Annotated in this window: 19 protein-coding genes and 1 pseudogene; 14 read left to right on the top strand and 6 right to left on the bottom strand. The window is 62.2% G+C overall.

The genetic code is table 11. The features are described from left to right. Nucleotides 1–47: 47 nt before the first annotated feature. The 3 genes and pseudogenes from fabF to NKJ35_RS08605 form a co-directional block, all read right to left on the bottom strand. Nucleotides 48–1,352 carry a beta-ketoacyl-ACP synthase II gene (fabF, locus tag NKJ35_RS08615; RefSeq protein WP_352646280.1) on the bottom strand — a complete coding sequence of 435 codons (1,305 nt, stop codon included), beginning with the start codon at nucleotides 1,350–1,352 and terminating at the stop codon, nucleotides 48–50. 47 nt (nucleotides 1,353–1,399) lie between these two features. After that, nucleotides 1,400–1,978, bottom strand: coding sequence for a TetR/AcrR family transcriptional regulator (locus NKJ35_RS08610; protein WP_352541912.1), 579 nt, complete (start codon nucleotides 1,976–1,978; stop codon nucleotides 1,400–1,402). A gap of 258 nt (nucleotides 1,979–2,236) precedes the next feature. After that, a pseudogene (locus NKJ35_RS08605) lies at nucleotides 2,237–2,511 on the bottom strand (TetR/AcrR family transcriptional regulator); the annotation flags it as partial. 81 nt (nucleotides 2,512–2,592) lie between these two features. On the opposite strand from NKJ35_RS08605, the gene NKJ35_RS08600 reads away from it, so the two are divergent. From NKJ35_RS08600 to NKJ35_RS08585, 4 genes are all read left to right on the top strand, one after another. Further along, on the top strand, nucleotides 2,593–2,955 hold the full coding sequence (locus tag NKJ35_RS08600) for a hypothetical protein (protein ID WP_352503292.1): 363 nt from the start codon (nucleotides 2,593–2,595) through the stop codon (nucleotides 2,953–2,955). A gap of 92 nt (nucleotides 2,956–3,047) precedes the next feature. Beyond that, nucleotides 3,048–4,154, top strand: coding sequence for an efflux RND transporter periplasmic adaptor subunit (locus tag NKJ35_RS08595; RefSeq protein WP_352646279.1), 1,107 nt, complete (start codon nucleotides 3,048–3,050; stop codon nucleotides 4,152–4,154). A 2-nt stretch (nucleotides 4,155–4,156) separates the two neighbouring features. Next, complete coding sequence (locus NKJ35_RS08590) at nucleotides 4,157–7,267, top strand: efflux RND transporter permease subunit (protein ID WP_352646277.1); 3,111 nt, start codon at nucleotides 4,157–4,159, stop codon at nucleotides 7,265–7,267. Between the two features lie 146 nt (nucleotides 7,268–7,413). Next, entirely contained in the window at nucleotides 7,414–8,028 is a 615-nt protein-coding gene (locus NKJ35_RS08585; protein ID WP_352646275.1) for a TetR/AcrR family transcriptional regulator, read from the top strand. A gap of 432 nt (nucleotides 8,029–8,460) precedes the next feature. On the opposite strand, the gene NKJ35_RS08580 is transcribed toward NKJ35_RS08585, so the two are convergent. Next, the gene (locus tag NKJ35_RS08580; RefSeq protein ID WP_352646273.1) at nucleotides 8,461–9,420 is read right to left on the bottom strand and encodes a LysR family transcriptional regulator; all 960 of its coding nucleotides are present in this window, start codon (nucleotides 9,418–9,420) and stop codon (nucleotides 8,461–8,463) included. A gap of 123 nt (nucleotides 9,421–9,543) precedes the next feature. Between NKJ35_RS08580 and NKJ35_RS08575 the strand changes: the two genes are divergently transcribed. From NKJ35_RS08575 to gph, 10 genes are all read left to right on the top strand, one after another. Then, complete coding sequence (locus NKJ35_RS08575) at nucleotides 9,544–10,590, top strand: class 1 fructose-bisphosphatase (RefSeq protein ID WP_352646271.1); 1,047 nt, start codon at nucleotides 9,544–9,546, stop codon at nucleotides 10,588–10,590. Between the two features lie 5 nt (nucleotides 10,591–10,595). Then, nucleotides 10,596–11,468 carry a phosphoribulokinase gene (locus NKJ35_RS08570; RefSeq protein WP_352646269.1) on the top strand — a complete coding sequence of 291 codons (873 nt, stop codon included), beginning with the start codon at nucleotides 10,596–10,598 and terminating at the stop codon, nucleotides 11,466–11,468. A 10-nt stretch (nucleotides 11,469–11,478) separates the two neighbouring features. Beyond that, nucleotides 11,479–13,485 (top strand): transketolase, encoded by a 2,007-nt coding sequence (gene tkt / locus NKJ35_RS08565; RefSeq protein WP_352646268.1) that lies wholly within the window; start codon nucleotides 11,479–11,481, stop codon nucleotides 13,483–13,485. Between the two features lie 10 nt (nucleotides 13,486–13,495). Next, nucleotides 13,496–14,575, top strand: coding sequence for a class II fructose-bisphosphate aldolase (fba, locus tag NKJ35_RS08560; RefSeq protein ID WP_254819810.1), 1,080 nt, complete (start codon nucleotides 13,496–13,498; stop codon nucleotides 14,573–14,575). A gap of 21 nt (nucleotides 14,576–14,596) precedes the next feature. Next, entirely contained in the window at nucleotides 14,597–16,090 is a 1,494-nt protein-coding gene (locus NKJ35_RS08555; RefSeq protein ID WP_502904619.1) for a ribulose-bisphosphate carboxylase large subunit, read from the top strand. Nucleotides 16,091–16,108: 18 nt separating this feature from the next. Then, nucleotides 16,109–16,543 carry a ribulose bisphosphate carboxylase small subunit gene (locus tag NKJ35_RS08550; RefSeq protein ID WP_254819809.1) on the top strand — a complete coding sequence of 145 codons (435 nt, stop codon included), beginning with the start codon at nucleotides 16,109–16,111 and terminating at the stop codon, nucleotides 16,541–16,543. A gap of 8 nt (nucleotides 16,544–16,551) precedes the next feature. Then, entirely contained in the window at nucleotides 16,552–17,490 is a 939-nt protein-coding gene (gene cbbX, locus NKJ35_RS08545) for a CbbX protein (protein WP_352646265.1), read from the top strand. 62 nt (nucleotides 17,491–17,552) lie between these two features. Beyond that, a complete protein-coding gene (gene rpe / locus NKJ35_RS08540) occupies nucleotides 17,553–18,239 on the top strand; it encodes a ribulose-phosphate 3-epimerase (protein WP_352646263.1) in 687 nt (228 codons plus the stop codon). A 21-nt stretch (nucleotides 18,240–18,260) separates the two neighbouring features. After that, nucleotides 18,261–18,818 (top strand): thioredoxin family protein, encoded by a 558-nt coding sequence (locus NKJ35_RS08535; protein WP_352646261.1) that lies wholly within the window; start codon nucleotides 18,261–18,263, stop codon nucleotides 18,816–18,818. Further along, nucleotides 18,815–19,516 (top strand): phosphoglycolate phosphatase, encoded by a 702-nt coding sequence (gph, locus tag NKJ35_RS08530; RefSeq protein ID WP_352646258.1) that lies wholly within the window; start codon nucleotides 18,815–18,817, stop codon nucleotides 19,514–19,516. Before NKJ35_RS08535 ends, gph begins: the two co-directional genes overlap by 4 nt. 63 nt (nucleotides 19,517–19,579) lie before the next feature. Here gph and NKJ35_RS08525 read toward each other — a convergent pair whose 3' ends face one another. Next, entirely contained in the window at nucleotides 19,580–19,960 is a 381-nt protein-coding gene (locus NKJ35_RS08525; RefSeq protein ID WP_352646256.1) for a c-type cytochrome, read from the bottom strand. 389 nt (nucleotides 19,961–20,349) lie between these two features. Next, nucleotides 20,350–20,703: a hypothetical protein gene (locus NKJ35_RS08520; RefSeq protein WP_352646254.1), complete on the bottom strand. Its 354-nt coding sequence runs from the start codon at nucleotides 20,701–20,703 to the stop codon at nucleotides 20,350–20,352. Nucleotides 20,704–21,238: the final 535 nt, after the last annotated feature.

The raw sequence follows: 21,238 nt of genomic DNA, 5'->3' as shown, positions 1-21,238 counted from the left end.
TGTTTGCATTGGCGGGGGAGAAGCGCGAAAGGTCGGAGCGAAAGGCGTCAATCATGAGCGCCTCCGGTGCTCGCGCCGGCCAGATCATCCGTCCAGCGTCGGAACAGCGCGCTGGCATTAACGCCTCCGAAGCCGAAGCCATTGGAGATTGCGTAGTCCATCGCCATCGGCCGGGCCTGGTTTGCGACGAAGTCGATCCCGTCGCCGGCCGGATCGGGAGTGCTCAGATTGAGGGTCGGCGGTGCCATCTGATCCCTGAGCGCCAGGATCGCGAAGATAGCTCCGAGCCCGCCAGCGGCTCCGAGCAGGTGTCCGGTCGCCGATTTCGTTGCACTGACAGCTATCGCGAAATCGCGCCCGAACACGCTCTTGATTGCTTCGATCTCACCCAGGTCGCCTACCGGCGTGGAGGTCGCATGGGCATTGAGATGACGAACTTCGCGGGGCGAAATCCCTGCTTGGGCGATTGCGATCTCCATGGCCCGGGGCGCACCGTCGCCGTCCTCGGGACCGGAGGTGACGTGATGAGCATCAGCCGTCGTACCGTAGCCGACAAGCTCGGCCAGCGGTCTTGCGCCGCGCGCGAGGGCGTGGCTCAATTCCTCGACAACCAGCATGCCGGCTCCTTCGCCCATGACGAAACCGTCCCGCGACTTGTCGAACGGTCGGGAGGCCTCTTCAGGACGGTGATTAAACGAGGTCGAAAGAGAGCGTGCCGCGGCAAACCCACCGAGGCTGACGATATTCATGCATGCTTCCGTCCCGCCGCACACGGCAATATCGGCTTCGTTGGCGCGAATTAGGCGAGCCGCATCGCCGATGGCCTGAATGCCTGCCGCGCACGCCGTCACCGGTGCACCGAGCGGACCTTTGAAGCCATAGCGGATCGAGACGTGACCTGCCGCGAGGTTCACCAGGAACGACGGCACCGTAAAAGGTGATAAACGCCGGACGCCGCGTCGGTCGACCGTGCGCACCGCCTCGGTTATGGCCGGGAATCCGCCGACGCCCGAGGCGATGATCGTGGCCGTGCGCAAGCGATCAGCTTCCGAGATGGGTGCCCATCTTGCTTGGGCGAGCGCCTCTTGTGTCGCCGCCAGTGCAAAGAGAATGAACCGGTCTACCTTGCGCTGATCCTTCGGCGGAAGGATGGCTTCCGGATCGAAACCAGCGTCCGGATCTTCTTCTGTGGAGGGCACCACCCCGCCGACCTTCGCCGGCAGGTCGCACACCACATCATCCGCAAGCCTGCGGATACCCGAGCGACCGGCCAGGAGGCGCGACCAGGACGCTTCAACATCGGCAGCAAGGGGCGTGACCGCTCCCATGCCTGTGACAACAATCCGTCGCATCTATTTTCCTATCAATTTGGGTGCGCCGCCAGCGTTGCGCACGCCATTCAAGCGCCGGCTGCTTCGCGAACCTGTTCTGTCGCCGCATCCAGAAATGCCTGCGCGAGGTCGGGGTCGTTGACGACGCGCGAAAGGAGCACCGCACCGACCATTGTCGAAAGAATGGCCATGGCTTTGTCGCCGGGCCGCTCGCCGTCGGCCTCGCCAACCCAACTACCAAACATCTCAAGATATTCCCTGATCCCGGCTTCGAACGACGCTCTCACGTCCACGCCCTGTCTGGCGGCATCCGAACCGAGCGCCACGATCGGGCAGCCGTCCATCCTTTCTTCGCGATGGTCCATGCTGAGGTAGAACGCGATCACCGCGCCAAGCGGATCCTCGGGTTTTGCCGTAGTCGCGGCCGACCATCGGTGGGTGGCGCTCTCCATCGCCCGTTTGGACGCCTGCGCCGCCAGGTCCTCCTTTGACGCGAACTGCTTGTAAAAAGCGCCTTGGGTCAGCCCGGCACCCTTCATCAGATCCTTAAGGCCGATGCCGTCAAAACCGCGCTCCCGAAAAAGGCGGCTTGCCACATTGATAACGGTTTCACGGTTTTCCGCAGCCTGAATGCGACTTACGCGCATCGGTAATCTCCCTTTTAGCGTGTGTTCGTAATCTATATCTTATATAGAGGGCGAACGCAATCTATCAAGAGAAGATGCGAGATGATCCGCAGAATCCCGACCGCTCCGCTCTTGGCCGCACTGAGATGGGCATGAAAACGAGACCCGCGTTGTGCTGGCGGGCGTCCTGCTCGGTGGTCTTCCCGACAGCGCCACGGATCCGACCAGCGGACAGAAACCACTAAGATTCCACCGGATCGGGATGTCAGAATCTACCCGGTAGAACGCGATCACAGCGCCAAGCGGATCCTCGGATTTTGCCGCGGTCGCGGCCGACCATCGGTGGTTGGCACTCTCCATCGCCCGCTTGGACGCCTGTGCCACCAAGTCCTCCTTTGATGCGATGCTTGTAAAAGGCGCCTTGGGTCAGCCCGGCACCCTTCATCAGATCCTTGAGGCCGATGCCGTCAAAGCCACGCTCCCGCAAAAGGCGGCTTTGCCACGTTGATTGCGGTTTCGCGGTTTTCCGCGGCCTGTATGCGACTCACACGCATCCTCGATCTCTTTTTTTTAGATTGCATCCGTAATCTATCTGCTATATAGATGGCGAATGCAATCTAAAAAGGAGACACGAAATGATCCGCAAGATCCTGAGCGCTTCGCTCCTGACCGCGCTGTTTCTGGCGACCCCAGCGTTTGCCGAGGAAGCTACCGTCGGACGCCCAATCGAAGCCGGCAGCCTGCACAACGGACGCCTCGACATGGTGGTCTATTACGTCCCAATCGACGGCGACCTCCTGGAGGTCACCGCCACCTTCGCGCCGAAGGGCGGAGGCGATCCGCTGCGCGTCGTCATGGGCCTCGCCGACCGCGACTCCGTTGCCTTCTCCATGCCGGGCTACCGGGGCTCTCTCTATGCGTTCTCGAGGTCCGGCGAGGAGGTGACAGTCGCGACTGGGACCGACAAGCATCCGCGCGCCGACGCGCTACCGGACTGACTCGCCGCGCAGGTCGCGGCCGGCCGCTGCCGGTCGACGCAGGACACAGCATAGAGAATGAGCGCAATCTATTTCGGCATGAGGCGATGGGCATGAAAAAGCGACTTGTCATTGGGCTGGGCAGCGTCCTGGCCGCGGGGTTAGGGGTGGCCGCATTCGTCACGCTGCCCATTCGCACGCAGGCAACCGCAGTGGCGGATCCGAGGCAGGAAGCGCCGATCGTCAGATTGGTGACGGCGGCGCCAGTGGCTGGATCCGAACGCGGTTTCACGGGCACGATTGCCGCGCGGGTGCAGAGCAATCTTGGTTTTCGCGTACCCGGCAAGATCATCGAGCGCCTGGTGAACGTCGGTGAACGGGTCAAGGCGGGCCAACCGCTTCTGCGGATCGACGACACCGATCTGGCTCTCGCGCTCACCGCCAAGCGCAATGCGGTCGCCGCGGCACGCGCTGTGCTGGTTCAGGCGAGCGCGGACGAAAAGCGCTATGCCGTTCTGGTCATGAAGGAATTGGCAGCAACTCCGCAGCGCTACGAGCAGGCGAAGGCCGCGTTGGACACCGCGACCGCGCAACTCGCCGCCGCCGAAGCGGAAGCGAAAGTCGCGGAAAACGAAGCGGCCTATTCCGTCCTGGTGGCGGACGCGGATGGAACTGTGGTCGAAACCATCGGCGAGCCGGGACAGGTCGTCTCCGCCGGTCAGACAGTGGTTCGGATCGCCCAGGCCGGCCCTCGTGAAGCGGTGGTCGCGCTTCCCGAAACGATCCGGCCGGCGATCGGCTCTGTGGCCGAGGCCGCCGTTTATGCAGCCGATGGGCGCCATACGGCGCATCTGCGGCAGTTGTCGGATGCCGCCGATCCCCAGACCCGTACCTATGAGGCCCGCTATGTGCTCGACGGGGAGGCCGCGGCAGCACCGCTTGGCGCGACCGTGACTATCCGGATCACAAGCCAGGCGAGCCAGCCGGAAGTCCAGGTGCCGCTCGGAGCCGTGCTCGATGATGGCGGCAAAACAGGCGTTTGGGCCCTGGATCGCGCCACCTCGACCGTACACTTCCGACCTGTCGGCCTTGTTCGTGTGACAAGCGAAAGCGCCGTGGTCTCCGGGCTGAACATGGGAGATCCGGTCGTTTCGCTCGGCGCTCATCTTCTGCAGGAGGGCGCTCGCGTCAGGTCTGCTTCCGAAAGCGGGAGCAACTGACGATGAACCTCAATTTTTCAGCGATCGCCGTTCGCGAACGGGCCGTCACCCTGTTCTTCATCCTCCTGCTCGTGGCGGCTGGCGCCTACGCGTTCCTTATGCTCGGGCGGGCGGAGGATCCCAACTTCACCATTAAGACCCTGACGGTCACGACGGCATGGCCGGGCGCGACGGCCCGCGAGATGCAGGACCTTGTCGCCGAGCCGTTGGAGAAGCGGCTTCAGGAGCTCACCTGGTACGATCGGGTCGAGACCACCACGCGGCCGGGCTACGCCTATATGACGGTCACGCTGAAGGACAGCACGCCGCCATCCGTCGTGCAGGAAGAGTTTTACCAGGCCCGCAAGAAGCTGGGGGATGAAGCCCGCAACCTGCCGCCCGGCGTCTACGGCCCCTTCGTCAACGACGAATATTCGGATGTGAGCTTCGCCCTTTATGCGCTGAAGGCCAGAGGCATGCCGATGCGTGAGCTGGCCAGGCAGGCCGAGGCAATTCGACAGGACCTCCTGCACGTGCCCGGCGTCAAGAAGATCAACATCCTCGGTGAGCGCCCCGAACAGATATTCGTCGAGTTCTCCTATGCCAAGCTGGCAACGCTGGGCGTGTCGGCACAGGATATCATCGTCGCATTGCAGCGGCAGAACACCGTCACACCGGCGGGCTCGATCGATACTCAGGGGCCGCAGGTCTTCATCAGGCTCAACGGCGCTTATGACAGTGTCCAGGCTATCGCCGACACGCCGATCGTTGCCGGGGGGCGGACGCTGAAGCTTTCCGACGTTGCCGAGGTCCGCCGCGGCTACGAGGACCCTCCCACCTATCTCATCCGACGCCAGGGCGAGCCCACCATCATGCTCGCGGCCGTTATGCAGGAGGGTTGGGACGGTCGCGCGCTCGGCACGGCGCTGGAGGACCGGACGGCGGCCATCGCACGAACATTGCCGCTTGGGATAACGCTCGACAAGGTGTCCGACCAGGCCGTCAACATCACCTCGGCGGTCGACGAGTTCATGTTGAAGTTCGCGATGGCGCTCGGTGTCGTGCTGCTGATCAGCCTGCTCAGCATGGGCTGGCGCGTCGGCATCGTCGTGGCGGCCGCCGTCCCGCTGACGCTTGCCGCCGTGTTCCTCATCATGCTGGAGACCGGCCGGTTCTTCGATCGCATCACGCTCGGCGCCCTCATCCTGGCGCTCGGTCTTCTCGTGGACGACGCCATCATCGCCATCGAGGTGATGGTGGTGAAGATGGAAGAGGGCATGGATCGCATCAAGGCGGCGGCCTATGCCTGGAGCCATACCGCGGCGCCGATGCTGTCGGGAACGCTCGTGACGATCGCTGGGTTCCTGCCCGTGGGCTTCGCACGCTCGACGGCCGGCGAGTACGCCGGCAATATCTTCTGGGTCGTAGGGTTCGCTCTCATCGTCTCCTGGATCGTCGCCGTGGTCTTCACGCCCTACCTTGGCGTCAAGATGCTGCCCGCGATCAAACCGGTCGAAGGCGGCGTTCACGCCATATACGACACACCGAACTATCGGCGCCTTCGCCGGCTCATCATCTTTGCCGTGCGCCACAAGTTCGTAACCTGCGGTGTCGTCGGCATCGTCTTCGCACTTTCGGTTGTCGGCATGGGCAGCCTGAAACAGCAGTTCTTCCCGACATCCGATCGCCCCGAAGTGCTGGTCGAGGTTCGTCTGCCGGAAGGCACCAGCATCGAGACGACGACCGCCACAGTGGAGAAGCTGGAGCACTGGCTGGACGGCCAGCCCGAAGCCAAGATCGTGACGAGCTACGTCGGTCAGGGCGCTCCGCGCTTCTTCTTCGCGATGGCACCGGAACTGCCTGATACTGCCTTTGCCAAGATCGTCGTGCTGACACCGGACGCGGAGGCGCGCGAGGCGCTGAAGCACCGGCTGCGGGAGGCGGTATCGCAGGGGCTCGCGCCGGAAGCCGATGTCCGCGTCACGCAGCTTGTGTTCGGACCCTATACGCCGTTCCCTGTCGAGTTCCGGGTCACGGGGCCTGATCCCGCGCAACTCTATAGCGTTTCCGAGAAGGCCCTCGATATCATGCGGGGCGTCCCGGACGTGCGGCAGGCCAACCGCGACTGGGGCAACCGCACGCCCGTACTGCGCTTCATCCCTGACCAGGATCGACTGAACCTCATCGGCCTCTCGCCGGCGGAAGTAGGCCAGCAGCTCCAGTTCCTCCTCACCGGCATCCCTGTCACGCAGGTCCGCGAGGACATTCGCAATGTCCCCATCGTGGCGCGCAGCGCTGGGGCTGAGCGGCTGGATCCGGCGCGTCTGGCGGATTTCTCGCTGATGAGCCGGGACGGCCGCCAGATTCCGCTCGACCAGATCGGTCATTCGGAGATCCGTCTTGAAGAGCCGATCCTGAAGCGCCGCGACCGGACGCCCGTCGTCACGATCCGGTCGGATATCAACGAAGCGACTCAGCCTCCGGAGGTCTCAAAGCAAATCATGAAAGCCCTTCAGCCGCTGATCGCGTCCCTTCCGGCCGGCTATAACATTGAAATGGGGGGATCGATCGAGGAGGCTGAGAAGGCCAACACTGCTTTGGGCAAGATCTTCCCGGCCATGATCGCCGCCATGCTGATCGTCATCATGCTGCAGGTACGATCCTTCTCGACGATGGCCATGGTCGTGCTGACCGCACCGCTTGGGCTCGTCGGCGTCGTGCCGATGTTGCTCACCTTCAACCAGCCCTTCGGGTTCAACGCCATTCTGGGCCTGATAGGGCTGGCCGGCATCCTGATGCGCAACACCCTGATCCTGACCGAACAAATCAAGGAGAACCGTGCTGCCGGCCTTGACGACTATCACGCCGTCATTGAGGCCACCGTGCAACGCACGAGGCCGGTGATCCTGACGGCGCTTGCCGCCGTGCTGGCTTTCATCCCCCTTACGCACTCCGTGTTCTGGGGATCGATGGCCTATACGCTGATCGGCGGCACGGCGGCCGGCACGGTGCTGATCCTGCTCTTCCTTCCCGCTCTCTATGCCGCGTGGTTCCGGATCAAGCCGACCGCAGATGTGGCCCATGAGGCTTCGACCGAGGAACCGGAATTGCAAACAGCGATGGCTGCCGAATAGGGCACTGTTGTCGGAAAAGACGGTTCAAGTTCTCGCCCGCCGGTTTTGCCTGAACATATGCAGGGCCAGCCGGACGATCTTGCCGCTTACGAATGATCGCCCAGGGCGAGCCCGGCAGATCCGTTTCATCAGTCCTGGAGACATCCATGAATCGTCCGCTCCGAATGCGAACTGATCCCGACGAGGTGCGCGCGCGCATCCTGGAGGTGGCGGAGGGGCACTTTCGCCGCATCGGCTACAACAAAACGTCGGTGGCCGACATCGCCTCCGAACTCAGCATGAGCACGGCAAACATCTACCGCTTCTTCCCCTCAAGGGACGCAATCAAAGAATCCATCTGCGGGAAAGCTTTGAACGAGGTAGCTGACATCGCCCTCGCAATCGCGCGCACGAACGCGTCGGCCGGGGAGAAATTGGGTCAGCTACTGACCGCCATTCACCATCACAAGAAGATGACGCTGGTCAAGGAAAGGCGCATGCACGACCTGATTGTCGCCGCCATGCAGGAGAACTGGGCGACCATCAAGGCGCATATCGAGCACGTGGTAACTACCTTAGGGGTCATTATCCGCGAGGGCATCGAATCGGGCGAATTCAATGTCGACGATTCCGCTACGGCGGCGCGTGCCGTCCACACCGCGTTCACGCCGTTCCTCCATCCGATCCTGATCGAGCACTGCGTCCAATACGGCGAAGACACCGAAGCGGGCCTGCGCGAGCAGATCCAATTCATCCTGAAAGCTCTCGGCAAGTCTGATTGACCAGCCTGCCGTATGCAGGATCAAGCCGCCGCTGATGACATCCACGAGGACTCGACGGAGGAACTTGACACACGAACAGCAACGGTTGCCGGACCATGTGCCGGAAGAGGTGCAAAGCCGTCCCTCGTCCGAGACAGCTCTCCAAAGGCAGCCATTTCGGGCGGTACCCGCTGACCAGCCGGATGCGGACCTTGCAGCCCGCCTTCCGACGGTCGGCTTAGGGGTCGACTCCGGCCGCTCGGCCTTGATCGCTTTAGCGACCGCTCACGCGCAGCTAAGCCATACGGACAAGCGGTTGCGTCGCTCCATTCGGTCTTCCATCCTAAATGATTCGAGCCTTAGGGGTTAGTCGAAGCTGCCGCTCAGCGCCACCGCCGTTCTCCTGTATTTGCACGCCACGTCCCTACTACGACCGAAACTTGTTGAACTAGGCTAACTCGCGCGACCTCTACTGTTCGGTTCCTCGTGCGGATAGAGCTTGCCGAACAGGGGCAGGTACATCGCGCCCTTGCGCATCAGAAAATCGTGGAAGGTCGCCATCGCCGGCGAGATCGCGTGGTCGCTGCGCATCACCGAAAACCATTGCCGGCGGATCGGCATGCCGACGACGTCGAGGATGACCAGCCGGCCAGCCTCGATTTCCGCGGCGATGGTGTGGGCAGAGATGAAGGCGATGCCGAGCCCGGCCATCACCGCCTGTTTGATCGTCTCGTTCGAGCCCATCTCGACGCCGAGATCGTCGATGCGGCCAGGCACGTCGCTCAAAAATATTTCCAGCGAGATGCGCGTGCCGGAGCCGGGCTCGCGAATGAGGAAATGCTCCTCGGCGATCCGCTCCTTGGAAATGTCGCGTGCCGACGCCAGCGGGTGGTCGGGCGGTGCGATGATGACCAGCGGGTGATCGCCGAAGACCGAAGCACGCACCGGGACTTCCTTGGCCGGGCGTCCCATCAGCGCGATATCGATATCGTGGTTCTTCAGATTGTCGATCGTCTCGGCGCGGTTGCCGATGGCAAGGCGCATGTCGATATCGGGATGTTCCTTCATGAAGGCGGCCATCAGCCGCGGCGCGAAATATTTGGCCGTGGAAACGACGCCGAGCCGCAAGCTGCCGGCGCGCACGCCCTTGATCGCATCCATCCTGTCTTGGAGCAGACGAAGCCGCTCCTCGATGGCCTGTGCCGTCTCGACGAAGGCCAGACCTGCGGCAGTGGGACGCATGCCGTCCGACGTCCGGTCGAACAAGGCCAGTTGGAACTCCTCCTCCACTTGCCGCAACTGGATCGTCACCGCTGGAGGAGACAGGCCTAACACCTTGGCCGCGCTGACGATTTTTCCGTGGCTGATGATTGCCAGAACGGTCTTGAACTGCTTGAGCGTGAGGTTTCTCATACGGCATACTAAAATTTTTTTACTGCCTGAGTAAAGTTATTGAATTTTACTTATCCAGCGTCGTTTGTTCTCCTTTCCCAATCCGGCCGACCCGAGGAGAGGCGGCTGGATGGGGAGGTTACGATGCCAGCGGCAACGCTCGACGCTTTTCTGAACTCCTATCTTGGCGAGCCGGACGAACTGCGCTCCGCCGTCGTAGCGACCATCCGTCAGCTGACGCAGGCGGCCACCACGATCCGCAACACCATCAATCAAGGGGTGCTCGGCACCGCCTTTGCGGGAACCCGCGGCGCCAATGCTGACGGCGACATCCAGAAGGATCTCGATGTCTTCGCCGATGATATCTTCCTCGACGCCATGCGCCACGCTCCGGTCGCGCTCTACGCTTCCGAGGAACTGGAGCAGCCGGTGCTGCTCGACAGGCAAGCGCCTCTTGCCATTGCCATCGACCCGCTCGATGGCTCTTCCAACATCGACACCAACGTGTCGATCGGAACGGTCTTCTCGCTTCTCCCTGCAACTGGCGCGCCGGATGGGAATCCGGCCGCCTCGTTTTTGCAGGCAGGGGTGAACCAGCTGGGCGCCGGTTTCTTCATCTACGGGCCGCAGCTGGCGCTGGTTCTGTCGCTCGGCAGCGGCACCCATGTCTTCGTTCTCTCGACCAGGCTCGGCACCTTCGTCCAGGCCTACGAGAGCCGGATCATCCCACAGCGAACCCAGGAGTTCGCCATCAACGCCGCCAACTACCGGCACTGGGACGAGGCGGTGCGGCTCTACATCGACGACTGCCTTGAAGGCACTGAAGGCCCACGCGAGAAGGACTTCAACATGCGCTGGATCGCCTCCCTGGTCGCGGACTGCTACCGCATATTGATGCGCGGCGGCGTATTCCTGTATCCGGGCGACAAGCGCAAGACTTACCGCCAGGGGCGACTGCGCCTCGTCTATGAGGCAAACCCGATCGCCTATCTCGTCGAACAGGCGGGCGGTGCCGCCACCGATACGATCACCCGCATCCTCGAAATCGAACCAGAGAACCTTCACCAGCGCGTGCCCATGGTTTTCGGATCGGCGCGCGAAGTCGCGCGCGTCACTCGCTACCACACCGAGCCGAGCGCCATCGGCGAGCGCGCGCCGCTGTTCAGCCGTCGCGGCCTTTTCAGGGCCTGAACACCATGTCGGCAAAGCACCCCATCATTACCATCACCGGGTCGTCGGGCGCAGGCACCACCTCTGTCAAGCGCATCTTCGAACTGATCTTCCGGCGCGAGAACATCGTGGCCGCCTTCATCGAAGGCGATGCTTTCCATCGCTACGACCGCGCCATGATGAAGGCGAAGGTGGCCGAGGAGGAAAAGGCGGGCAATCCGAACTTCACCCACTTCCATGCCGAGGCCAATGAACTGGCAATCCTCGAAGAGGTATTCGAGGAATATGGCCGCCGGGGAACCGGAAAGACCCGCACCTACATCCATGATGAGGATGAGGAGAAGCAGTACGGCACGCCGCCGGGACATTTCACCGAATGGCGCGAATTTCCGCCGAGCGACCTGCTCTTCTACGAGGGCCTGCATGGCTGCGTCCTCACCGACAAGATCAACCTGGCCAGGCACGCTGACCTCAGGATCGGCGTGGTGCCGGTCATAAATCTGGAATGGATCCAGAAGATCCACCGAGACCGCGCAACGCGCGGCTATTCCACAGAGGCGGTGATGGACGTGATCCTGCGGCGCATGCCGGACTATGTCCGCTACATCGTCCCGCAGTTTTCGCAGACCGCCATCAACTTCCAGCGCGTGCCGATCGTCGACACGTCCAATCCATTCATCGCGCGCTGGATTCCGACACCCGACGAATCGATGCTGGTCATCCGCTTCGCCAATCCCCGCGGCATCGATTTCCCCTACCTGCTTTCGATGATCCACGACTCGTTCATGTCGCGGCCGAATTCCATAGTGGTGCCCGGCAACAAGCTCGACCTTGCCATGCAGCTGATCCTGACGCCGCTCATCCTGCAATTGATCGAACGCAAGAACCGTGTGTCGTGAGGAGGACGCCATGAACAGCCAGACAGCAGCACTGAAGCCCGTCGCCGCCGTCTCGGAGCGCGACATGGCCAACGCCATTCGCGCACTGGCGATGGACAGCGTCCAAAAGGCCAATTCCGGTCATCCGGGCATGCCGATGGGCATGGCCGATGTCGCAACGGTGCTGTTCAGCCGCTTCATCAATATCGATCCGTCGGCCCCCAACTGGCCCGATCGTGACCGATTCGTGCTGTCGGCCGGGCACGGCTCGATGCTGCAGTATGCGCTGCATTACCTGCTCGGCTTTGAAGACATGCCTATCGAAGAATTGCAGCGGTTTCGCCAGTTGGGCAGCCGCACCGCCGGGCATCCGGAATATGGCCATGCGCTCGGCATCGAGACGACGACCGGTCCGCTTGGACAAGGCATCTCGACCGCGGTCGGCATGGCGCTGGCGGAGCGCATGCTTGCTGCCCGGCACGGCGCTGATCTCGTCGACCATTTCACCTACGTGATCGCCGGCGACGGCTGCCTGCAGGAAGGCATCAGCCACGAGGCGATCGATCTTGCCGGTCACCTGAAGCTCTCCCGGCTGATCGTCTTCTGGGACGACAATGCGATCTCGATCGACGGACCGACTTCGCTGTCGACATCGATGGACCAGCCGGCACGGTTCCAAGCCGCTGGATGGCATGTCCAGTCGGTGAACGGCCACGACACCGACTCTGTTGCGGCGGCAATCGAAGCGGCGCAGCAATCGGACCAGCCGTCTCTGATCGCCTGCCGCACGGTGATCGGCAAGGGGGCGCCCAACATGGGCGGTTCGGAAAAGACGCATGGCGCGCCGCTTGGCGATGCGGAGATCGCCGCGACGCGCGAGAACATCGGCTGGGCCTACGCGCCGTTCGAGGTGCCGGACGAAATCCTTTTCGCCTGGCGCGAGATCGCCAGCCGCGGTCAAGCGGTGCGGCGCGCCTGGGAGCAGCGGCTTGCCGCCTCGCCGCAGCGTGGGGCCTTCGAGATCGCGGTCGCTGGCGCCCTGCCCGAGGCGGTCTTCGAAGCGCTCGGTGTTTTCCGCAAGGAGCATGTCGAAAAGGCGACCAAGGTTGCGACGCGAAAAGCCTCGGAAATGGCGCTCGCTGCAATCAACTCCGCAACGGAACTGACCGTCGGCGGCTCCGCCGATCTGACGCATTCGAACCTGACGATCACCAAGGGTATGGATCGCATCACGCCGGGCGACTACGCCGGCCGTTACATCCACTATGGAATCCGCGAGCACGGCATGGCCGCAGCCATGAACGGCATCGCACTGCATGGCGGCTTCTTGCCTTATGGCGGCACGTTCCTGTGCTTTGCCGACTATGCGCGCGGCGCGATGCGGCTCTCGGCGCTGATGGGCCAGCGCGTCGTCTATGTGATGACGCATGATTCCATCGGTCTCGGCGAGGACGGCCCGACCCACCAGCCGGTCGAGCACTTGGCGATGCTGCGGGCGACGCCAAACCTCAACGTCTTCCGTCCGGCCGATATCATCGAAACGGCGGAGTGCTGGGAACTGGCACTGAGAAGCGAGGACCGGCCAAGCGTGCTGGTGCTCTCGCGCCAGAACCTGCCGATGCTGCGCCAGGGGCACGGCGACGAGAACCGGTCGAGCCGTGGCGCCTACATCCTGCGCGAGCCAGCCCGGCACCGTGCCGTGACGCTGATCGCCACCGGCTCGGAGGTCGAGATCGCTATTGCCGCCGCCGAGCGGCTGGAGACCGAGCACGGCATCGCCGCCGCGGTCGTCTCGATGCCGTGCTGGGAGCTCTTTGAGGAACAGGATGCGGACTACCGCAAGGCCGTCCTCGGCCTGGTGCCGCGCATCGCCATCGAAGCCGCAGCACGGCTCGGCTGGGACCGCTGGATCGGCGACACCGGCGCTTTCGTCGGCATGGCTGGTTTCGGCGCCAGCGCCCCTGCCCCAGATCTCTACCGACATTTCGACATCACGCCCGAAGCCGTCGCGGCAGCGGCGCTGAAGCTCATCATCTAGGAGGACGAATATGGCCCGCATCACCCTTCGCCAGCTTCTCGATCATGCCGCCGAGCACGGCTACGGGGTGCCGGCATTCAACATCAACAACATGGAACAGGGCCTCGCCATCATGGAGGCGGCCAGGGCCTGCGACGCGCCGGTCATCATCCAGGCCTCGCGCGGCGCCCGCTCCTATGCAAACGACATCATGCTGGCCAAGATGATGGAGGCGTTGACCGAAATCCATCCGGCCATTCCGCTCTGCATCCATCAGGATCACGGCAACAACGAAGCCACCTGCCTGTCGGCGATCCGCCACGGCTTCACGTCGGTGATGATGGACGGGTCATTGATGGCGGACGCCAAGACGCCGGCGAGCTACGACTACAACGTCGCCATCACCGAACGTGTCGCACGCATGGCGCATTGGGTCGGCGCTTCGGTCGAAGGCGAGCTCGGCGTGCTCGGCTCGCTGGAAACCGGCCAGGGCGAGGCCGAGGACGGGCACGGCGCCGAAGGTGCGCTTTCCCATGACCAGCTTTTGACCGATCCCGACCAGGCGGTCGACTTCGTGACCGCCACCGGGGTCGACGCGCTGGCGATCGCCTGCGGTACCTCGCACGGTGCCTATAAATTCAGCCGCAAGCCTGACGGCGGTATCCTGGCCATGCAGGTGATCGAGGCGATCCACGAAAAGCTGCCCAACACGCATCTGGTCATGCACGGGTCTTCCTCCGTGCCGCAGGAACTGCAGGACATCATCAACAACTATGGCGGCGCGATGCCCCAGACCTTTGGCGTCCCGGTCGAGGAAATCGAGCGCGGCATCCGCTACGGCGTGCGCAAGGTCAACATCGACACCGATTGCCGAATGGCCATGGCCGGGCAGTTCCGCCGCGTCGCGACGCAGGACCCGCGCGAATTCGATCCGCGTAAATTCCTGAAACCCGCCATGGACGCGCTGCGCGACCTTTGCCGCGATCGCTTCGAACGCTTCGGCACCGCAGGCCACGCGTCGAAGATCAGGGTGATCGCCATGGATGAGATGGCGAAACGTTACGCCGCAGGAAAGCTCGACCCGCATATCGCAACCGCGAAAGCCGCCTGAGCGGCAAACAGGAGACCTGCCATGAACAAGATCGACATGCCCTCAGCAGGCACGCTCAAGGAAGGCAAGGAACGCTACAGGTCGGGCGTCATCCCCTACAAGAAGATGGGCTACTGGGAGCCGGACTACCGAGCCAAGGAGACCGACCTGATCGCCATGTTTCGGATCACGCCGCAACCCGGCGTCGACCACGAGGAGGCGGCTGCCGCCATCGCCGGTGAATCCTCTACCGCGACATGGACTGTGGTGTGGACCGACAGGCTGACCGCCTGCGAGCTCTACCGCGCCAAGGCGTTCAAATCCGAGCCGGTGCCGAACACAGGTCCAGGCACCAGGATCGAGCAACAGTATTTCGCCTATATCGCCTACGACCTCGACCTGTTCGAGCCCGGCTCCATCGCCAACCTGACTGCATCGATCATCGGCAACGTGTTCGGCTTCAAGGCCGTCAAGGCCCTGCGGCTCGAAGACATGCGCATTCCGGTGGCTTACCTCAAGACCTTCCAGGGCCCGGCGACCGGCATCGTGGTGGAACGCGAGCGGCTCGACAAGTTCGGCCGGCCGCTGCTCGGCGCGACGACGAAACCGAAGCTTGGCCTGTCAGGCCGCAACTACGGCCGCGTCGTCTACGAGGCGCTGAAGGGTGGCCTCGACTTCGTCAAGGACGACGAGAACATCAACTCGCAGCCCTTCATGCATTGGCGCGACCGTTTCCTCTACTGCATGGAGGCTGTGAACAAGGCGTCGGCCGCCACCGGCGAAGTCAAGGGCCATTATCTCAACGTCACCGCCGGCACGATGGAGGAGATGTACGAGCGCGCCGAATTCGCAAAACAACTTGGCTCCTGCATCGTCATGATCGACCTCGTCATTGGCTACACGGCGATCCAGTCGATGGCCAAGTGGGCACGCCGCAACGACATGATCCTGCACCTGCACCGGGCCGGCAACTCGACCTATTCGCGCCAGAAGAACCACGGCATGAATTTTCGCGTCATCTGCAAATGGATGCGCATGGCCGGCGTCGATCACATCCATGCCGGCACGGTGGTCGGCAAGCTGGAAGGCGACCCGCTGATGATCAAGGGGTTTTATGACACGCTGCGCGAGGAGCGCACGCCGCAGAACCTCGAAACCGGGCTGTTCTTCGATCAGGACTGGGCCTCGCTCAACAAGGTGATGCCGGTCGCCTCGGGCGGCATCCATGCCGGCCAGATGCACCAGTTGATCCATTATCTCGGCGAGGATGTCATTCTGCAGTTCGGCGGCGGCACGATCGGCCACCCGGACGGCATCCAGGCCGGCGCGACGGCCAATCGCGTCGCGCTGGAGGCGATGATCCTCGCCCGCAACGAAGGCCGCGACTATCTGCGCGAAGGCACCAAGATCCTCGAACAGGCGGCCAGATGGTGCACGCCACTCAAGGCGGCCCTGGAGACGTGGAAGGACGTCACCTTCAACTACGAATCGACCGACACGGCCGACTTTGTGCCAACCGCAACGCCGAGCTTCTAGACGAAAGGAACCGTCGCCATGATGACCAATCCGGGAAACAAGGTCACGCAGGGACAGTTTTCGTTCCTGCCCGACCTGACGGACGAGCAGATTTCGGCGCAGATCAAATACGCGCTGAAAAACCACTGGGCGGTCAGCGTCGAATACACGGACGATCCGCATCCGCGAAACACCTATTGGGAAATGTACGGCAACCCGATGTTCGACCTGAGGGACCCGGCGGGCATCCTGCTTGAAGTCAACAATTGCCGGAAAGCCATGCCCAACATGTATGTCCGGGTCACCGCCTTCGATTCGACCAAGGGCTGGGAAGCGCCGCGCATGTCATTCATCGTTAACCGGCCACCTAATGAACCCGGCTTCCGGCTGCTGCGCCAGGAGCGTGACGGCCGCAGCCAGGGCTATTCGATCGTGCCTTATGCGACCGACAGGCCCGAAGGCGAGCGGAGCTAGCCGAAGCCATGCTGGACACGATAGCAAAGGGCGCTGCCGCGCAGGGCGAATCGGTTGATCTGCAGGCCGAGTTCGAAGCGTCCAACATCGACGAGGTGATGGATAAGCTCGACCGCGAACTCGTTGGCCTGAAGCCCATCAAGACCCGCATCCGCGAGATCGCCGCGCTCCTCCTGGTCGACCGGCTTCGCCGCAAGTTCGGGCTGACCTCGGGCGCGCCGACGCTGCACATGAACTTTACGGGCAATCCCGGCACCGGAAAGACCACCGTGGCGCTGAGGATGGCCGAAATCCTGCATCGTCTCGGCTATGTCCGCGAAGGGCATATGGTCGCGGTGACGCGCGACGATCTCGTCGGCCAATATGTGGGCCACACCGCGCCCAAAACCCGCGAAGTGATCAAGCGGGCCATGGGCGGGGTGCTTTTCATCGACGAGGCCTACTATCTCTACAAGCCCGAGAACGAACGCGACTACGGTCAGGAATCGATCGAAATCCTGCTGCAGTGCATGGAAAACAACCGTGACGATCTGGTTGTGATTCTTGCCGGCTATAAGGACAAGATGGACCGCTTCTTCGACAGCAATCCCGGCATGCGCTCGCGCATTGCCCATCACCTCGATTTTCCCGACTACGGTGTCAGCGAACTTAAATCGATCGCCGAGATCATGCTGGCGGAACAGAATTACCGTCTCAGCGAAGCGGCAGCCAGGGCGCTCGAAGAGTATCTCCCGATCCGCATGCGGCTGCCGCATTTCTCCAACGCTCGATCGGTCCGCAATGGCCTCGATCGGGCGCGGCTTCGCCAGGCCAGCCGGCTTTTCGCATCGCGCGACCGGGCGTTGACGAAAACCGATCTTATCACCATCGAGGAATCCGATATTCGCGGCAGCCGCGTATTCGCGGAAGGTAAGCTCGAAGGCGAACCGGAGACGAAGGCGCGCTGACAAGATGACGGCGGTTGCTGTGCAGCGACTGGAAACGGACGACAGAATGGGAGCCGACGACCATGAATGCCAAGACAATCATCGCGCCCTCGGTGCTTTCCGCGGACTTCTCGCGGCTCGGCGACGAGGTTGACGCGGTCGTCCGGGCGGGTGCCGACTGGATCCATCTCGACGTGATGGATGGCCATTTCGTGCCCAACATCACCTTCGGTCCGCCGGTGGTCAAGGCGATCCGTAATCGAACGGACAAGGTCTTCGACTGCCACCTGATGATCGCTCCGGCCGACGCCTATCTCGGCGCCTTCGCCGATGCCGGGTGCGACATCATTACGGTGCATGCCGAGGCCGGACCGCATCTCGACCGTTCGCTGCAGGCAATCAGGAATCTCGGCAAGAAGGCCGGCGTGTCGCTGAACCCGTCAACGCCGGAGAGCGTGATCGAATATGTGCTCGATCGGCTCGATCTGGTGCTTCTTATGACGGTTAATCCAGGCTTCGGCGGCCAGGCTTTTATTTCGGCTGTCGTCGACAAGGTCAGGCGGGTCAAGGCGCTGATCGGCAACCGTCCGATCGACATCGAGATCGACGGCGGCGTCACCCCCGAGACCGCTCCGCTGGTCACCGCTGCCGGCGCCAATGTGCTGGTCGCCGGCTCGGCCATCTTCAAGGGTGGCACCGAGGCTGCCTATCGTGCCAATATCGGCGCCATTAGGCAGGCGGCCGACGGGGCGCTCCAGAAAGCCGCGTAAACCGTCACATCGGAGGGCAACATGGGGGCAATTCCACCTGTCTGTGATTTCGGCTGGCAAGCCGTCGATTTCGTTTTGCCCGGCGTCGACGGCAAATCGCATTCCATCTTCAGCCACGCCGGCCCGAACGGCTTGGTGGTGGCCTTCATCTGCAATCACTGCCCCTATGTGAAGGCGGTGATTCCGCGCATGGTGCGCGATGCCAACGACCTCAAGGCAGAAGGCATCGGCTTTGTCGCCATCAACTCAAACGATGCCGACGCCTACCCTGATGATTCCTTCGACAACATGAAACTTTTCGCCAGGATGAACGGCTTCACTTTCCCCTACCTCCACGACGAGCACCAGACAGTGGCGCGTGCCTACGGAGCCGTTTGCACTCCGGATTTCTTCGGGCTCAACAACGAGTTGACGCTGCAATATCGCGGCCGGCTTGACGCGTCGCGACGCGACGCCGAATTGCCCGGGCTGAGGCGAGACCTGTTCGAGGCGATGAAGCAGGTTGCCCGAACCGGCGACGGACCGCTGGACCAGATCGCTTCGATCGGCTGTTCGATCAAATGGAAGGATGCTGCATGAACGTCGGCGCAGGCAGGCCGTTTCGATCGCCCAGGGCGATCCTATTCGATCTCGACGGTACGCTGGTCGATTCGGCGCCTGATATAACGGCGGCCGTCAACGAATTGCTGGCCGGCCGCGATCTGCCGCCGCTGCGCCTGGATCAGGTCAAGGCCATGATCGGCGGCGGCATCAGGAAACTGGTCGAGCGAGCTTTCGCGGCTTCCGGTACGCCGCTCCTCGGCAGCGCGCTCGATGAAGCCAACCGCGTCATGGCGCCGATCTATCGCAGGCATCTGACCGGCCGCACGAGGCTGATGCCCGGCGTCAGGGAAGCTCTCACGCACTTGCATTTGAGCGGAATAGCCCTGGGCGTGGTGACCAACAAGCCGCAGTTGGCGGCACGCGAAATCCTGCTGCATTTTGGGCTGACGGACTATCTCGGCGCGATCGTCGGCGGAGACGCGGTGACATACTTGAAGCCGGCCCCAGATGCGCTGTTGCTTGCGCTCGACCAGCTTCAGGTCGACCCTCGTGATACGCTGATGGTCGGAGACAGCAGCGCCGACATGGCCGCCGCCCGCGCGGCGGGCATGGCAGTCATTCTGCTGCGTGGCGGATACAGCCAAATTCCCGTTGAAGAGCTTGGAGCCGACCTCGTTTGCGACAGCCTGTTCGATCTGCCGTCCGCGATGCAGACGCTGCAAGACGCTGCGTGACCCCAAGCGCAAAGCCCAGGCCAACGCCGACCGGGCGCACTCCAAATGGCCGGCGGGACCGCGTTATTTGGAGAATTGCTTCAGGTAGGCGATGACATTGGCGATGTCCTCGTCTTTCTTGAGGCCGGCGAACGCCATCTTCGTTCCTTTGACCATCGCCTTGGGATCGCGAAGGTAGGTCGTCAGCGTGGCTTCGTCCCATTTGACGCCCGACTTGCCGGCCTCGGTCATGGCCTTGGAATAGCTGAACCCCGGATGCGTCCCGGCCGTTCGGCCGATGACGCCGTTCAAGGACGGACCGACCTTGTTCTGGTCCTTGTCTGCGACGTGGCAGACCTTGCATTTGGCGAAGACCTTCTCACCCGCCGCGGCATCCTGGGCCTGAGACTGGGTGCTGACAAAGGTGGCAACGGACACGGCGGCGAAAAATGCGACTGCGCGCATGGCATTTCCTCATTGATCGTGTGAGTGCCCTGGACAATTTACGCGTGTCGATGCCTAGACCGCCGCCATCCTTTTTTGTGCGGGAGAGCGAATTATTCGTCCTTTCCCCCAGGACCGGCAGCACCTACACGCCTCGAAAAGCTAGACTGCCGATGAAGGAAGTCAATCGTACAAAGGTCCTGTTTCGCTGCGCTTGTCGGCTGTGGTGGCAGCCGCCATCCTCGCCTCAAAGCCGGTTGTGATGAGCGACCTTTTCGTTCCACCAAAACTTTCCGGGCGTGACCTGGTCGCTTTACGGCTCGAATGCGGATTGCAAGTAATTTCGCAGCCAATGGCCAATAGAAATGGCGGCACTGTGAGGCACCGCCACGCGTGCCTGTTCCGCCTGACTAAAAGCAACGTACGTCGGCTTCAGCCTGCGCGCGTTTCAGTTCCGCCCGCGCCGCCTTCGCTGGCGCGCTTTCGCGAAACAACCCTGCCGCCTCCCCTGTCGTCAGCGACATGCTTTTGAAGGTCTCCGCCCTCTCATAATGAACGTAAGGAAGGATCGAGGCGATAACATCGATCGAGCACGAACAGCTTTCAAGCGCCTGACGTGTCTGGCCATTTGTTTGCATGCAGCCGAGCACGTAATCGGCAATCGTTGCCGTCGGGTAGTCTCCCGCGGCGCTAACCGGGTTCGCAAAGGCCAGTGTCGCCGAAAAGACCAGCGGTAGGATAAAAGACCCAACAGATCTGATCATGAGGGAACCTCCAGTTGGCCTGGACACGATGTATCCGGACAGGATCATCGCCCCAATTGGCGACGTACCGCAAAGCCAGTCAAGCTCCCATGGCCTGCTTATAGGACCAAAGGAGGAATGCCCTGTCGCCCGGCAAGAGGTGGATTCACGGCCCGCTGCACACCCCGCTTCCAGCGGTCATTTCATGCCTCGCCCACTATCGGCAACCAACCAGGCGCACGCATACTTACCTCGAAGCGACCTTGTAAATTACACGGAAATAAATTCTAAAACAAATTGCATCAATAATACAACAACAATATGGAGATTATATATCTCGCCGCCGGCAGTCATTCTCGCAATAGTGCCACGCAGGATACTTCTCTTGTTTGTATCTTTATATTGCTATGCACCATAATAGATATTGCACCGCAACATCACCTCAGGGTTTTTGCTTGCTTGGCCTTTTGCGATGACATAGCTTTTTCCCTGTTTCCGGCTTCAAGAGCGCCATTGTCAGGGAGCGGTGGCAGTCTTTCGAAGGCCAAGTGGGGCG

The organism is Mesorhizobium sp. M0136 (genome assembly GCF_040322515.1).
Classification (GTDB): domain Bacteria; phylum Pseudomonadota; class Alphaproteobacteria; order Rhizobiales; family Rhizobiaceae; genus Mesorhizobium.
Note: the sequence above shows the minus strand (reverse complement) of the source record. Positions and strands in the feature narration are given on the sequence as shown.